General features: G+C 36.1%; 11 protein-coding genes. All 11 read right to left on the bottom strand.

Annotated elements, in window-relative coordinates:
- Positions 1-33: 33 nt before the first annotated feature.
- Complete coding sequence (locus D7004_RS00340) at positions 34-2,556, bottom strand: SLBB domain-containing protein (protein ID WP_123203881.1); 2,523 nt, start codon at positions 2,554-2,556, stop codon at positions 34-36.
- A gap of 37 nt (positions 2,557-2,593) precedes the next feature.
- Complete coding sequence (gene gmd, locus D7004_RS00335; protein WP_123203880.1) at positions 2,594-3,745, bottom strand: GDP-mannose 4,6-dehydratase; 1,152 nt, start codon at positions 3,743-3,745, stop codon at positions 2,594-2,596.
- Positions 3,746-5,136: 1,391 nt separating this feature from the next.
- Positions 5,137-6,417 (bottom strand): nucleotide sugar dehydrogenase, encoded by a 1,281-nt coding sequence (locus D7004_RS00330; protein WP_123203879.1) that lies wholly within the window; start codon positions 6,415-6,417, stop codon positions 5,137-5,139.
- Positions 6,418-8,019: 1,602 nt separating this feature from the next.
- A complete protein-coding gene (rfbA, locus tag D7004_RS00325) occupies positions 8,020-8,880 on the bottom strand; it encodes a glucose-1-phosphate thymidylyltransferase RfbA (RefSeq protein WP_123203878.1) in 861 nt (286 codons plus the stop codon).
- A 69-nt stretch (positions 8,881-8,949) separates the two neighbouring features.
- A complete protein-coding gene (gene rfbD, locus D7004_RS00320) occupies positions 8,950-9,810 on the bottom strand; it encodes a dTDP-4-dehydrorhamnose reductase (protein WP_123203877.1) in 861 nt (286 codons plus the stop codon).
- Position 9,811: 1 nt separating this feature from the next.
- Complete coding sequence (gene rfbC, locus D7004_RS00315) at positions 9,812-10,354, bottom strand: dTDP-4-dehydrorhamnose 3,5-epimerase (protein WP_123203876.1); 543 nt, start codon at positions 10,352-10,354, stop codon at positions 9,812-9,814.
- Positions 10,354-11,406, bottom strand: coding sequence for a dTDP-glucose 4,6-dehydratase (rfbB, locus tag D7004_RS00310; protein ID WP_123203875.1), 1,053 nt, complete (start codon positions 11,404-11,406; stop codon positions 10,354-10,356). Before rfbB ends, rfbC begins: the two co-directional genes overlap by 1 nt.
- Positions 11,407-12,203: 797 nt before the next feature.
- Positions 12,204-12,767: a DUF3109 family protein gene (locus tag D7004_RS00300; RefSeq protein ID WP_123203942.1), complete on the bottom strand. Its 564-nt coding sequence runs from the start codon at positions 12,765-12,767 to the stop codon at positions 12,204-12,206.
- A gap of 2 nt (positions 12,768-12,769) precedes the next feature.
- On the bottom strand, positions 12,770-13,543 hold the full coding sequence (locus D7004_RS00295) for a DUF3108 domain-containing protein (protein ID WP_123203873.1): 774 nt from the start codon (positions 13,541-13,543) through the stop codon (positions 12,770-12,772).
- A 90-nt stretch (positions 13,544-13,633) separates the two neighbouring features.
- Positions 13,634-14,149, bottom strand: a complete 516-nt coding sequence (locus D7004_RS00290) for a DUF2480 family protein (protein ID WP_123203872.1) — start codon at positions 14,147-14,149, stop codon at positions 13,634-13,636.
- A gap of 66 nt (positions 14,150-14,215) precedes the next feature.
- Complete coding sequence (locus D7004_RS00285) at positions 14,216-16,300, bottom strand: peptidylprolyl isomerase (protein ID WP_123203871.1); 2,085 nt, start codon at positions 16,298-16,300, stop codon at positions 14,216-14,218.
- Between the last annotated feature and the right edge of the window lie 7 nt (positions 16,301-16,307).

Below are 16,307 nucleotides of genomic sequence, written 5' to 3'. Positions count from 1 at the left end.
TTTTTGTCAACATGGAGATCAAATTAATTTTGATTATCTTAATAAGCTAACAATTATCGCCCCTAATGATGCCAATCCAGTACCAATTCCTATCCAGGCAGCCGCGTTAAGTCTTTCCCTATCCGCACGTTTAGGGACTAATATCTCTGCACCAGGTTTGATTTTTGGATAATTTTTAAATACTAGAAAACTTTTTGCACCTTCAACAGCTCCATTTGCATATTTGACATAAGCCCTACCTTTTAAAGCACTTGCTGTAAACCCACCAGCACCACTGATATACGATTTAAAACCTTTACCCTCTTTATATACAATATTATTTGGATTTAATACTTCACCACTCACTCTTACAGTTTGTAATTGTTTAGGTATTTTAATGATATCGCCATCTTCTAATAAAAGATCAAAACGTTTACCTGGTTCTTTTAATATTCTTGTTAAATCAATACCAACTAAATCTGATGAAATTACTTGCGGCTGCTTACTGAATGAGGTTGTATCAACTCCAGACTGCGTAGCTCTCTGAAGATTTAATATTCTATTTTGTTCCTCTTGTTTCCGCTCCTTATAAAATTCGTTTTCTAAGGAATCTTTTTGCGTTTGCATTAATATGGCATTTCTACCTGGCCGCTTCAATGATGCACCATCAGTATAACTCATTGCAGTTAAACCCCCGGCTCTTTTTACTAAATCAGATATACGTTCATTCTTACTTTTTATGGTATAGGTTCCAGGATATAAAACCTCTCCTTCAATTTTAACTTGTTTTTGTACCACATAACCTTCTTCGCTTCTTACCGAAACGATGTCGAATGGTTGAAGTTTGAAAATGGTATCGGTAACCAGTTTAAGATTGCGATCAATATTGATGGTAAATACATCAGCTGTACTGGCCGCTACCGATTGTACATTACTATTTCTTACTCTTCTCGAAATTTCAACACGATTTGGAGTAGCGCCTTCTTTAAAACCACCAGCCATCTGTATAGCATCCTCTATGCTCATGTTTTCTGCATAAGCAAATTGATTGGGTTCTCTAACCTCACCCTGTACCGTGATTTTATATTCTTCTCTTAAATCAAAAATGGAAGAAATGGTGATTTTGTCTTCTCTTCTTAAAGGAATATCAGCCTGGCTTCCACTCATAATGGCTGCCACATCAAAAGATTCTAGCCCGAGTGTATTGTCAGCATTTAATCTGCTGATGTAACCACGATTCATAAAGGCATCTTCTTTTAAACCGTCTGCCTTTTGGATCAATTGCTTTAGCGTCATGCCTTTTTCCAATTCGAAGTAGCCTGGTCTAAAAACCGCTCCATTAATTTCAACCCGGTTTTCAAATCGATCTAATATGGGCTCAATAAAAAATTTATCTCCATTTTTAGGGATGTAGGTGTTAAAATCAGCAGCGAAAATATCACTGATTTTTCTTTCCCTATCCGTATTCTGAAAAACCTTAACTGCCGATTGATAGGCGATATTAGAGAATCCACCCGCAAAGTTCAATACATTTTGAAAGGTTTCTCCTTTTATAGTTTCGAAAATTGCAGGGTTTTTAACTTCGCCCACAACCTCTACTCTATTCTCATAAACCGGAACATTAATAACATCCTGATCCTGCAAACGAACATTGCCCTTTTGCATGCCATTGATAATCAAATCATAGAAATCGACCGTAGCAACCACCCGGTTATTTCGAACCACCTGAATCTTACGATAAGAACCATTATCATTTGGTCCACCAGCAGCATAAAGCGCATTAAATACACTTGATAAAGAAGATAGTGTATAAGTGCCTGGTTTGGTAACCTGACCATTTAAAATAACTTTTATGCCACGAATATTCCCTAAGTTAATGGCAAGATTAGTTCTACCGTTGCGTAAACCTGGGTAGGTTGCACCCATTAAATTTTTAATTTTAGCACGAGCAGCCTCTATGCTTAATCCACCTACTTTAACCAGGCCAACATACTCAATGCGTATGGAGCCATCAGGACTAACTTTTAAATCATAGTTTGCTTCATTATCACCCGTGATGTCAATCAATAACTGATCATCTGGACCGATAATGTAACCTGCAGGCGTAGCCATTCTTAAATTAGGCTCGAAAGTGCTATTAGGATTTTTAAACAATTCAGAACCGAAAATTTTAGGTTTTAAATCATCAAAAGCCTTATCTATTAATTCCTGTCTTGTAGGTTGCATCGTACTGCTACTATCCGTAGCACCCACATATTGCCTTTCCGTTCGGTTTTGAGACGTTCCTCCGGTTGTTGGTTTATTTCCAGTCGCGGAAGAGCCATTTTTGCGGATGGTTTCAACTCTTTTACGCAACTTCATTACCTCATCTTGCTTCATCCCTTGTGCAGCAGCCATTTGCTCCAGTTGAGCATCACTGTATCCTAAAGATTCGGCTCTTTGCATGAGCGTTTTAATTTGTGCATCCGAAAGCTCATCTACTTTCTGATTGGCGTAATTATTTTGAGCCCTTATTGTTGTATTAATAAACAAACAGAAAAACAGTAAGGAAAGTAATAGAATTAATCTTTGCTTCATAGATATTTTATGGCAATAAACAACTAAGCTGTTGCAGTTATTCAAAATAATTTAAAGTTTTAAAACCACCTTTTTTTAGATATTCATCCTTTTTCATCAATTGAAGATCAGAAATCATCATATCTTTTACTAATGCAGCTAAATCATACTTCGGCTCCCAACCTAATTGCGTTTTTGATTTTTTAGGATCTCCTAACAATAAGTCAACTTCAGTAGGGCGGAAATATTTTGGATCAACCTTAATAACGGTTTGACCAATTTTTAATGTTTGGGTATTCAAACCTAAAGAATGTGCAATTTGCTCATCCACATCGATGATAACACCTTTTTCGTTGTCATCTTTACCAGAAAATTCAACCTCAATGCCAACCTCAGCAAAACTCATGCGAACGAAATCGCGTACAGTTGTGGTTACACCCGTTGCAATTACAAAATCTTCGGGTTTCTCTTGTTGCAAAATCAACCACATGGCTTCGATATAATCTTTTGCATGACCCCAATCGCGTTGAGCAGAAAGATTACCTAAGTATAGACAACTCTGCAAGCCTAAGGCAATTTTAGCTGTTGCTCTTGTAATTTTACGGGTTACGAAAGTTTCCCCTCTAAGCGGGCTTTCATGATTAAATAAAATACCATTACAGGCGAACATGCCATAAGCCTCACGGTAGTTTTTAGTTATCCAAAAGCCATATATTTTTGCCACACCATAAGGTGATCGTGGGTAAAATGGAGAATTTTCATCATAAAATCCATTTGCATTTTTATTTTCTGGTAAACCTCCATACAATTCTGAGGTGGATGCCTGATAAATTCTAGTCTTTTTTTCCATACCTAAAATCCTCACAGCTTCCAAAATCCTTAATGTACCAATACCATCTACGTTAGCAACATATTCTGGCGAATCAAAAGATACCATAACATGACTCATAGCCCCCAGATTGTAAATTTCATCAGGCTGGGTCTCTTGAATAATACGTATGAGGTTGGTTGAATCCGTCAAATCGCCATAATGTAGTTTGAAATGAACATCTTTCTCGTGCTGATCCTGATATAAATGATCAATCCTGTCCGTATTGAAAAGAGAACTCCTTCTCTTTATACCGTGAACAAAATAACCTTTCTTTAAAAGAAATTCTGCTAAATAAGCACCATCCTGGCCAGTAACACCGGTTATAAGAGCAACCTTCATAAATTTTTCATAGTTTTTAAGCCTGCAAACATACACATAAATTTTTGTGTAGGGAAAATCTGAAATGTGAAAGCTGTAAATATTTTTATTAAAATCCAATGTGAAACATTAATTTTCATAGGGAATTACCACAATAGATTAAATCTCAATACGAATTAGATAAACTGCTTTTTTTAGTTAACGTCACCCTGAATTTATTTCAGGGTCTTATATGCAGGAAAGATGTTGAAATATATTCAGCAAGACCAGCCGTATAAGCAATACGGCAATAAAACAGCAAAATTAAGGTTAAGAATCGAACTTAGGTTACGAAGATTTCTCAGCTACGCTCGAAATGAAGTCGTATATTCCCATCATCCCGATTGGAGCGAAGGGGAATATTAACGTCACCCTGAATTTATTTCAGGGTCTTATTTGCAGGAAAGATGTTCAAATCAATTCAGCAAGACGTGTCGTATAAACAATATGGCGATAAAACAGCCACACCATGGTCTGTGTCCTTACAAACCACGATGAGTTATATTATTTTTCCTTCAACTTATTAATAAGCTGTTTTTTTTACCGTCACCCTGAATTTATTTCAGAGTCTTATTTGCAGGAAAGATGCTGAAATAAATTCAGCAAGACGTGTCGTACAAGCAATAAGGCAATAAAAGAAAACGTATTAAGTTTAAGAGTCGAATTTAGGTTACAAAGATTTCTCGGCTACGCTCGAAATGACGCCGTATATTCCCCTCATCTCGATTGAATATAAAAGTCACCCTGAATTTATTTCAGGGTCTTATTTGGCTACGCTCGAATGACGCCATATATTACCGTCATCTCGATTGGAGCGCAGCGGAATAGAGAGATCTTTAACCAATAGTTTTTTTATTACAAAAATTTCTCAGCCATTTTCGGAATTACAATCCCAACTCTTCTGTGAATTCTGTGTTTCTGTGTCAATTTTATTTTTCCCTGAAAACGTTAGTCCAGTAATCCTTTTGATTTTTCAGCCCTGCTTTCCATTACAAGCCCAATGAAAAATTGGGGCTTTCCATTTCAATCACGTTTATTTAACAAAGGTAAGTTGCTTTTCGGGCATTGCCGTCATCTCGATTGGAGCACAGCGGAACAGAGAGATCTTTGACCAATGATTTTGCTAATTGTAAATCTGTGTTCCATTATCAATTTCTCTTCAATTATTAATAAGCTGCTTTTTTAGTTAACGTCACCCTGAATTTATTTCAGGGTCTTATTTGCAGGAAAGATGCTGAAATGAATTCAGCAAGACATGCCGTATAAGCAATACGGCAATAAAACAGCAAAGAATTAAGTTTAAGAATCGAATTCAGATTCACAGGGAATGACCTCCATAGATTAGAAGTCGATACGAATTAAATAAACTGCTCTTACAACCTTGCATCAACCAAAGCTCGAGGAATGAAAGATTTTGTATCAAAAATTATTGTACCTGCATTTTTGTAAATGCTGTAATCTATCTCCAGGAATAAATCATGAGCTACTGCTAATATTATTGCGTCGTATTCTGAAGATAATGCTTGAACAAGTTCAATATCGTATTCGCCCTTTACTTCATCGGCATTGGCCCAAGGGTCATACACATCCACGTCAATAGAAAATGATTGGAGTTCTTTGTAAATATCAACCACACGGGTATTGCGTACATCCGGGCAATTTTCTTTAAATGCAAAACCTAAAATTAAAACGCTGGCGTTCTTGATGGCTTTGTCTTGCGCTACCATCAATTTAATCACTTTATTGGCTACAAACATGCCCATATTGTCGTTTACCCTTCTTCCGGATAAAATCACTTCTGGCTTGTAACCCAAAGCTTCTGATTTGTGTGCCAGATAATATGGATCTACACCGATGCAATGACCGCCAACCAAACCTGGTTTGTAATTCAAGAAATTCCATTTTGTAGCTGCTGCAGCAAGAACGTCTGATGTATCTATACCCATTTTATCGAAAATCAAGGCAAGTTCGTTTACAAAGGAAATATTTACATCGCGTTGTGCATTTTCTATGGCTTTGGATGCTTCCGCAACTTTTATACTGGGAGCCAGGTAAGTACCAGCGGTTATGATGCTGGCATATAATTCGTTGATATGATTGGCAATTTCGGGCGTAGAACCTGATGTAACCTTTTTGATTTTTGTAAGTGTATTGATTTTATCACCCGGATTGATGCGCTCGGGAGAATAACCACAGAAAAAATCTTGATTATAGGTTAACCCAGAAATTTTTTCAAGTACTGGAACACAATCTTCTTCTGTACAACCAGGATAAACTGTTGATTCGTAAACGACTACATCATCCGTTTTCAGAACTATACCGAGCATCTTCGTTGCGGTAAGCAAAGGTTCTAAATCGGGTCGTTTTAAATGGTCGATTGGTGTCGGAACAGTTACAATGTAAGTGTTGCATAAGCTTATGTCTGCAAGACTGGAGCTAAACTTTAAACCCTTAGTAGAATTACTGCTCTTTAATACCGTATTAAGTTCGCTTAGATTTGCTTCCTTAGTTTCATCTATACCATTACTAAGTTCACTTATACGCTCATCATTGGTATCAAAACCAATAACCAGATATTTTTTAGCGAACTCAATAGCAAGCGGTAAGCCTACATAACCTAATCCTATAATAGCAATTTTCGGTATTCTCTCCATTTAAATTCTACAAGAAACAAAGATATACCTTTATATAAAAAATGGTTATTCTAAATTTTAATAATCAAATTTAATACCTATATAATCAAATCAATAACCAATTAACCTGAGTTTGATTATAAATTTTCCTTCACGTTATTAATAAGCTGCTTTTTTTTAACGTCACCCTGAATTTATTTCAGGGTCTTATTTCCAGGAAAGATGCTGCAATAAATTCAGCAAGACGTGCCGTATAAGCAAAACGGCAATAAAACAGCAAAATTTAAATTTAAGAATCGAATTCAGGTTACTAGATACAAAATATTATAAAACATTGGGTAACTAAAATCAATTTTGAAAAACATTAAGGCATTAAGATACTTTTTATTTATTGCCTTAATGGTTAAATATAAATCATGGAATAATCATGAAAACATTAAGGCATTAAGATGCATTTAACTTATTGCCTTAATGGTTAAATATAAATCCTGGAACAATTTTGAAAAACATCAAGGCATTATGATACTTTTTACTTATCGCCTTAATGGTTAAATATAAATCTTGGAACAATCATGAAAACATCAAGGCATTAAGATGCATTTAACTTATTGCCTTAATAGTTAATATAAATCTTGGAACAATCATGAAAACATCAAGGCATTAAGATGCATTTAACTTATTGCCTTAATAGTTAATATAAATCTTGGAACAATCTTGAAAAACATCAAGGCATTAAGATACTTTTTACTTATTGTCTTAGTGGTTAAATATAAATCTTGGAACAATCTTGAAAAACATCAAGGCATTAAGATACTTATTACCTTAATGGTTAAATATAAATCTTGGAACAATCTTGAAAAACATCAAGGCATTATGATACTTTTTACTTATCGCCTTAATGGTTAAATATAAATCTTGGAACAATCTTGAAAAACATCAAGGCATTATGATACTTTTTACTTATCGCCTTAATGGTTAAATATAAATCTTGGAACAATCATCAAAACATCAAGGCATTAAGATGCATTTAACTTATTGCCTTAATAGTTAATATAAATTTTGGAACAATCTTGAAAACACTAGACATTAAGATACTTTTTACTTATTGCCTTAATGGTTAAATATAAATCTTGGAACAATTTTGAAAAACATTATGCACTAAGATACTTTTTACTTATTGCCTTAATGGTTAAATATAAATTTTGGAACAATCTTGAAAACACTAGACATTAAGATACTTTTTACTTATTGCCTTAATGGTTAAATATAAATTTTGGAACAATCTTGAAAACACTAGACATTAAGATACTTTTTACTTATTGCCTTAATGGTTGAATATAAATCTTGGAACAACTATTTCTTAATGCCTTAATTGTTTAAATTAAAACTTTAATGATTAGAATCAAACCTAAATAATAAGGCATTAAGATACCTTTTACTTATTGCCCTAAATAAGCGATCGTGAACAACTATTCCTTATTGCCTTAATGGTTTAAAATAAATCCACGAAGGCATTAAATTATTATTCACTTTCTATAATGTCCTAATAGTAAAACCAACTTATCAATTACGGTATAAATAGCCCGATAAATGTCAATGCGATTAGGGCAATATGGCTAACTATTATTTTATTTGTTTCAGCAGATAACTTCCATAACCACTTTTTACCAATGGCGTAGCGATTGCTTTCAATTGTTCTGCATTGATAAAGCCCATGCGGTAAGCAATCTCTTCAATACAACCAATTTTTAATCCCTGGCGCTCTTCAATAATTTGCACAAACTGACCTGCCTGCATTAATGAAGTAAATGTACCCGTGTCTAACCAAGCGGTTCCGCGACTTAAAACGCCAACCTTTAACGTTCCTCTTTCTAAGTAAACCTTATTGATATCGGTAATTTCATATTCGCCACGTGGAGATGGCTTAATATTTTTAGCAATTTCAACAACCTCATTATCATAAAAATATAAACCCGGCACAGCATAGTCTGATTTTGGTTGTTCAGGCTTTTCTTCGATTGAAATCGCTTTCTTGTTGGCATCAAATTCTACCACACCATAACGCTCAGGGTCCGAAACCTGGTAAGCAAAAACAACACCACCTTCAGGGTTTGAACTGGCTTGTAATAATTTTGCCATTCCATCACCATGGAAGATATTATCACCTAAAACCAAAGCTACTTTGTCTTTTCCAATGAATTCTTCACCGATAACGAAAGCCTGAGCTAACCCATTTGGTTCGGCCTGTACCGCATAACTAAATTTACAACCCAATGAAGTTCCATCACCCAATAACTTCTCGAAATTTGGTAAATCATGCGGAGTAGAAATAATTAATATTTCTTTAATCCCGGCAAGCATTAAGGTAGAAAGCGGGTAATAAATCATTGGTTTATCGTAAACCGGCATCATCTGCTTACTACAAGCTAATGTTAATGGATGTAAACGGGTTCCGCTGCCACCAGCTAAAATTATACCTTTCATTAGATTTCAGATTTTAGATATTGGATTCCAGACATGAGCCGGTTTCCATCATCAATATGTTTTAATAGATTATTTATTGTTAATTTTTGATATGCATGCAACCAAACTAGTTCTCCAGTAGGGGATGTCTAGATTGAATTCATTTTTAATTTTTGATTTATCCATCACCGAAAATGCTGGCCTTTGAGCTTTTGTTGGATAAGCTGAACCCGGAATTGGATTTACCTTTACCGCTGTTTCGCTGATATCAAATATAGCTTTAGCGAAATCATACCACGATGTCACCCCTTCATTACTATAATGATAAACACCATAACTTTTTTTGCCTGATGCAATAATATCAAAAATAGCATTTGCCAAATCAATCGCATAAGTAGGCGTACCTACCTGATCTGCAATGATACCCAGTTCATCACGTTCAGCGCCAAGCTTCAACATGGTTTTAACAAAATTATTCGCATACTCAGAGTACAACCAACTGGTACGTAAAATAAAATGTTCATCTAAAATAGATGCAACCGCTTGTTCACCACCCAACTTTGTAACACCATAAACATTAATCGGCTTTGCTACATCATCTTCATTTAGCAATTTCACTTCCTTACCTTCAAAAACGAAATCAGTAGAAACATGAACCAATATCGCTTGATTAGCTTTACAAGCTGAAGCAAGATAGCCTGCTCCTGTTTCATTCACAGCTTTTGATAATTCTACCTCATCTTCAGCTTTATCTACGGCAGTATAAGCAGCGCAATTAATGACATAGGCTGGCTTTTCTCTTTCTAGCAACGCATTCAGCAACTCTGCTTCTAAGATATTCCCCTCATTTTCTGTTGGAAAAACGATATCTGAAATACCCCTTCGCTCTGCTACTGTTTTTAGGCATTGCCCCAACTGACCGCCAGCACCGATTATTAAAATTTTGCTCATATTATTTAAGCGATGCGAATGTGTTTAATACTAAATCTTTATCTGATATCGCAGCCTTTGAAGCAGGGATCATCCAGTCGACACCTAAATCGGCATCATTATACATGACACCAACCTCGGCTGATTTCTCATAGAAGTTATCACATTTGTAAAAAAACTCGGCAGTTTCACTTAAAACAGAAAACCCATGTAAAAAACCTCTTGGAACATATAACTGTAACCTATTTTCTGCACTCAATTTAACTGAAATGTGCTTACCATACGTTGGAGAACCAGGACGGATATCAACTGCAACATCCAATACTTCGCCTTTTAATACACGCACCAATTTAGCCTGGGCAAATTCTCCAGATTGAGCATGTAAACCTCTGATTACGCCATAAGATGAAAAAGATTGGTTGTCCTGAACGAAATTGCCAGATAAACCAGTTTTATCTTCAAAAGTTTTTTTATTAAAGCTTTCGAAGAAATATCCCCTTGAGTCTTCAAAAACTCTTGGTTTAATAATAACGCAATCCTTTAGGCCTGTTTCCTGAATATCCATTATTTATTATTGTATTGTTGATTGTAATAAGATTGGTAATTGCCTGAAGTAACATTGTTCAACCAGTCTTCATTTTGAAGATACCAGTCAACCGTTTTAGCCAAGCCCTCTTCAAATTGTAAACTCGGTACCCAATCCAATTGATTTTGTAACTTACTCGAATCAATTGCATAACGCAAATCATGTCCTGCTCTATCCGTTACGTAAGTGATGAGTTTAGCAGATTCCCCGGCTTCGCGACCTAATTTTTGATCCATGATGTTGCACAGAAGATTTATCAAATCGATATTTTTCCACTCATTATGTCCACCAATATTATAAGTGTCGCCGGTTTTAGAATTGTGAAAAATTACGTCTATCGCACGGGCATGGTCTTCAACCCATAACCAATCGCGAACATTTTCACCTTTTCCATAAACCGGAACAGGCTTATTATTTTTTATATTGTTTATAGCAAGGGGAATTAATTTCTCCGGGAAATGATGCGAACCATAATTGTTTGAGCAATTTGAAATTACACAATCCATTCCGTACGTATCATGATAAGCCCGAACAAAATGATCAGAGCTGGCCTTTGAAGCAGAATACGGACTGTGTGGATCGTAAGCAGTAGTTTCGGTAAACATGCCTTCCTCACCTAAAGCTCCATAAACTTCATCGGTACTTACATGGTAGAAACGTTTTTTATCATAGTCGCCTTTCCAAAATTCGCGGGCGGCATTTAATAAATTTACCGTACCAATTACGTTTGTAATCACAAACGCTGTTGGATCGAAAATAGATCTATCCACATGGCTTTCTGCTGCTAAATGAATTACGGCATCAAAGTTTTCTGCTTTGAACAATTCAAACATAGCAGTAGCATCTGTGATATCCTCCTTAACAAATCTGTAATTTGGTTTATTTTCGATATCCGTTAAATTTGCAAGGTTGCCTGCATAGGTTAACTTATCAAGATTTACAATTTCGTATTGAGGATAGTTTGTTACAAAACGGCGTACTACATGAGAGCCAATGAAGCCGGCACCACCGGTGATTAGGATTTTTTTCACTTTATAGATTTATAATCAAAGATAAATGATTTTCAATCCGCTAAAATAAGATAGTTATTACAAATAAACAATTTAAGTCTATGCTTATTAATTATTTAAATTTTTAAGTGGGTTGAATAACCTAATTCCTATGGATAGCAGAGTGCCACCACCCATCCGCCCTTTGGGCTCCTTCCCCCTTGAATGGAAAAGATAGCAGGGCACAGAAACTGGTCTAATCCCTAATTCGTCATTGCGAGGTTGGTTTTTCACCAACCGTGGCAATCTGTTTAATTAAGTCCTCAGCTCAGGCTTGCCTCTGCTCACCTCCGCCGCGAAGCTCCTTCTTTTTTTCTTGATATCTAAAAGAATCAAAACTGAGGGTAGCGAAAGCATGTCCGCCTTTAAGGCTTTAACAACAGGCATAACTGAAAGGATTGGAACTGATGTCGGCTATCCTCGCCGAAACTTCTATTGCTGCATCGCAAGCACCCGATGAAAAATCGGGCAGGACACGATGCCTTGTTCAGAAACATATTAGTGACACTACAAAAGTTTCAATGTGCCATCCTTCTATCAGTTCCTATGCCGCACAGTAAGGTGCAGAGCCAGTCGTTCAAATCTGTTATGCTTGTAGAAGCGGGTTCCCATACCAAAGTCGTCATTCTCGCGTATGCGGGAATCTTAATGCATAAGCTTTAACGTTTTCTCATCCATCAATCCCTATGGATAGATGAAGCGTAGATCAAGCGCAGATGAAGCGCAGACGCGTCGCTGTTAAGGGCCTTTAAAGGCGTGCTGAATATTTTAGATTAGAGCTACATTGCAGCTACGGATTCTTCCAACTCTTTATACCAGACCTCACCGTATTTTCGAATAAGTGGACCTTTTAAAAAACTATAAACAGGTACTTTTAATTCTCGTCCAAAAGTACATGCATCATGACAAATGTGCCACCTATCGTAATTTAGTACTTCAAATTCTGGATATTTGGTAACTCTAATTGGATATAAATGACAAGAAATTGGTTTCTGCCAATCTACAATCCCTTGTTCATAAGCTTTTTCTATAGCACATTTCGTAATGCCACCTTCAAAAAGTACATAAGCGCACTCTTTATTTCCATCTACACATGGTGTCGTTAAATCGCCATCTTCATCAACAACATAAACACCTTGCTCCTCAATTGCCTTAATGCCTTTTTCATTTAGAAGATGTTTAATCTTCGGATAAACCTCTTCCAGAATTGCCTTTTCATCATTATCTAATGGTGCACCTGAATCCCCTTCAACGCAACAGATTCCTTTGCACTTACTTAAATTACATACAAAGTTCTCTTTCAAAACATCTTCGTGCACCAGCACCTGTTCTACTTCTATCATCATTAGTCTTTTGCTAAAGCGTATTTTAAACCTGCTGCCGATGTCAGTTCCATAGTTACTGCACCAACCAATATTTCTACTTGCGCTTTTACCGGAACGCGATTTCCATCATCTGTAACCCAAAGATATAAGCGGCTATCCTTCTTAAAAATCCTTCCAGGCTTAATTGAAGGACTAAATTTTAAGCAACGAATATTACCAAGCTTATTTTTAACAGTTTCCTTACCTACATATTCAATTTCAAGAGCAGATATTTCATCCCCCAAAAAATAGTTTAATTTGAATTTATCCCCAACTTTAAGTTTTGAGATGTCTAAACTCCTGGCAAAATAATATGCAGAAACCAAATCGAATGTTTGCGTAGTTGGTGTAGAAAAAGTTCCCCTGTTGGATACAACTTTTTTACTATCCTGGTTAAAACGGGCTTTATCCTGCCTTCGGTAACTTGCCTCCCGGATGTTTTCCTGATAAAAGTATGGTAGTAAATCCGTTTTATCAATATATGAATCGTAATGATCCCTGATTTTATAAAACACATCAAACGTACCTGATGTCTGTGCATCAACCGTTAATTTGTAGGTTGGTTTATTATCAAATTTTAAATCAGAATTCTGGACTTTAATAGTAGCTTCGGCAGCAGTAATAAAGCCATACTTCAATCTGTACTTTAGTATTTCACCATCCTGAAACACGGCTTCCTTTTTTACAGGCAACTCTTGTGCGGATATAGATAGCGCAAAAAATGTATAAGAGATGATTAATAATAACCTTTTCATTTGCTTAAATGTGTTTCAGTTGTGTTATTTAGCCACATGATAAGGTTCTTTGCAGCTTATCAACAAGATATGCAAAAAGCAAACCAAAATTTAATCTTTTCTTTTATAAACCGGAACAGTAGAACACGGCTCGCCAAACATAATGCTTTTTACAACTGGCGTAAGCAGATTGGTAATTTCAACATAGGCCGCTACCGGAACTTCAATATCTCCGCATCCCTTAACAACAACACGTTCGTTAGCAAAGGATTCAGTGTTTATTTTAGACAGTGCCTTTGCAAACATCACTGCTTCTAGCGTATCTAAGCCACCGAAAACAACCTCATTAGCAAAAGGCTTTAATTTATTGGCTAAAAGCATATAGGCCCAAGTTGGTACAATCGCATCTGCCGAGCAAATAATAGCCACATTTTTACCTTCATATTGGCTCCAATCATGGCCTTTAATAAACTCCCGGAAATCTTTTTCCCTAAGCATTAAACCATGAAATAGATTATCCTTGATATCATACAATACCCTTTCACCCGGATGATAATAATCTTCCAGATTTAAAGTGATTAAACCACTATTGGCAACCTTGTTAACGAAGTTTTCCTGAATTTCCATGGCGATTAAATAAAAAAACCGTTCTGATTGAACATCAGAACGGTTGTAAAATTACGCAATTTCTAATTAATAGAATTTCACGCGATTGTCTTTTATCTTGGCATTATCTTGTAAAGCTTGGAAAGCTGCACCTAAAGAACGCTGACCTAAACTCAACAACATGGTTTCTTTTTGTTTAAACATATTTGCAATTGGAGCAGGATTAGAAAATCCATCAACTGAAAATACGTAAACACCACGCTCACCTTCTACAGGTGTAGAAACTTTTCCTGGCTGAGAACCGAATACAGAACCAACCAATTTGTTTTCTTGTGCAACACCAGGTATGATTGGGTTAGCAAAAACAATATTTTGAACCGGAAGCACTGAGCGACCAACTTTAGCAGCGATTTGAGCTAAGCCAACTTTGCCAGCGCCATCAAATTTAGCTTTTAGTAATTTTGCTTTAGCAGCATTAAGTACCATCGGTTGAATTTCCTTTTTAACAGCATCTAAAGGTAAAGCACCTTTTGGTCTGATATCGGTAACACGTGCTACTACATATCCATCACCCATGGTGTAAATTTCTGGAAGAACATCACCTTTATCAGCCGCATATGCATCCTGAATTAATTTACGTGGATTATCTAAACCAGGTGCAAAACCTTGGGTAGCGGTAATTTTATCTGCAACAGCCGTTTTTAAGTTTTTAGTTTGAGCAAATTTGGCGAAATCATTTCCCTTAACATCGTTTAAGAAATTGCTTGCTGCTTTGTAAGCAGATGCCTGAGTTTTGCTACTTGCTGCCAATGATTTTTCTACATAAGCTAGTTTTGCCACTTTTGATGAACCGATTTGCTTTTCGATTTTCATAATGTGAATACCAAACTGAGACTTAACTGTTTTCAAATCGCCAACACTTCCGTCAAATGCTGCATTTTCAAATTCTGGTACCATAGCACCACGAGCAAAAGCAGGCATAGAACCACCTTGATCTTTTGAACCATCAACACTATAGGTTTTTGCCAATTCTGCAAAACTTCCACCTTTATTGATTAAGCCTTTTAACGAATCTGCTAATTTTACAGCTTTATCTTCACCGCCAACTTTAGCTGGGTCTATTAAAATGTGACTCACTTTAACCGAATCTGGAGATAAACGAGTAGCAACTACTTTTATCACTTTGTAAGAATTACCAGATAATGCTGGCCCATAATAACTTCCTGCCGGTAAAGAAAATACAGCTGAATCTACTGCCGGATCTAATTTGCCTTTGGTGATATAAGTGAAAGGAACCTTTACATCCGAATTAATGGCTGCGAAAAGTGAATCATTTTTAGCCACTCTAAAATCTGCAGCTATTTTATCAACCTGCGCTTTTACCGCAGCAGAATCTGCTTTTGTTGGCTTAATGCTAAACGTTACATATTCAAATGAACGTGTTTCCTGAGGGTTATTGAAACGAGATTTATTAGCATCATAATATTCAGAATAATCTGCATCAGTTAATTTAACCGAAGCATCTGGAATTGATGTATAATCTAAATTTACATACTTAAAGTTAGCCAACTTGTTACGGTTTGTATATTCGTCAGTAGCTTCTAAAGATGTAACATAAACCGAGTTACGGATTAAGTTTGAATATTTTTGTTGTAATGTTTGATTTTTAACCTCTGTTTGCAACAGTGCAGATTGGTTTTGAGCTTGTGGATCTTTTGATTTTAAGAAGCTGTTTAACTGCATACGGTCTAACTGACCAGTTTGAGGATTAGTAAAGTATTGTTTAATCAGCGGACTTGGATTCTGACCAACTAATAAATCAACCAGTTCATCTTCTGAAACAGATAAACCTAATCTTTCATATTCTTTATTCAACAAAACGCTGGCTAATTCAGCATTCCAGGCCTGATCTACAGCCATCGATTGCATTTGAGCATTTGCACTGCCGCCATATTGTTGCTTAAACTGATTTAAATTTTGCTCTACTTTTGGTCCGAATTCATCAATACTGATGTCGTTACCATCAACCGAACCAACTGTTTTTTGGTTTTCGGCCCAAAAAGGCTTACCCACGTTAATTGCATCACCTACTAAAAATGCAACAATTGCAAAACCAATAGCAAAGACTAGTATATAGCCTGCACGGTTACGCAAAAATGTCATTAATCCCATATTGTAC

This window comes from Pedobacter jejuensis, assembly GCF_003725795.1.
GTDB classification, from domain to species: Bacteria; Bacteroidota; Bacteroidia; order Sphingobacteriales; family Sphingobacteriaceae; genus Pedobacter; species Pedobacter jejuensis.
The sequence above is the reverse complement of the archived record's forward strand: the minus strand, read 5'-3'. Positions and strand labels throughout refer to the sequence as shown.

What these genes read in the sequence shown, in the direction of transcription:
- rfbD (WP_123203877.1), bottom strand. Translation starts at nt 9,810, where the DNA reads ATGAGCAAAATTTTAATAATCGGTGCTGGCGGTCAGTTGGGGCAATGC.
- rfbA (WP_123203878.1), bottom strand. Translation starts at nt 8,880, where the DNA reads ATGAAAGGTATAATTTTAGCTGGTGGCAGCGGAACCCGTTTACATCCA.
- gmd (WP_123203880.1), bottom strand. Translation starts at nt 3,745, where the DNA reads ATGAAGGTTGCTCTTATAACCGGTGTTACTGGCCAGGATGGTGCTTAT.
- D7004_RS00340 (WP_123203881.1), bottom strand. Translation starts at nt 2,556, where the DNA reads ATGAAGCAAAGATTAATTCTATTACTTTCCTTACTGTTTTTCTGTTTG.
- D7004_RS00290 (WP_123203872.1), bottom strand. Translation starts at nt 14,149, where the DNA reads ATGGAAATTCAGGAAAACTTCGTTAACAAGGTTGCCAATAGTGGTTTA.
- D7004_RS00330 (WP_123203879.1), bottom strand. Translation starts at nt 6,417, where the DNA reads ATGGAGAGAATACCGAAAATTGCTATTATAGGATTAGGTTATGTAGGC.
- D7004_RS00295 (WP_123203873.1), bottom strand. Translation starts at nt 13,543, where the DNA reads ATGAAAAGGTTATTATTAATCATCTCTTATACATTTTTTGCGCTATCT.
- rfbC (WP_123203876.1), bottom strand. Translation starts at nt 10,354, where the DNA reads ATGGATATTCAGGAAACAGGCCTAAAGGATTGCGTTATTATTAAACCA.
- D7004_RS00285 (WP_123203871.1), bottom strand. Translation starts at nt 16,300, where the DNA reads ATGGGATTAATGACATTTTTGCGTAACCGTGCAGGCTATATACTAGTC.
- D7004_RS00300 (WP_123203942.1), bottom strand. Translation starts at nt 12,767, where the DNA reads ATGATAGAAGTAGAACAGGTGCTGGTGCACGAAGATGTTTTGAAAGAG.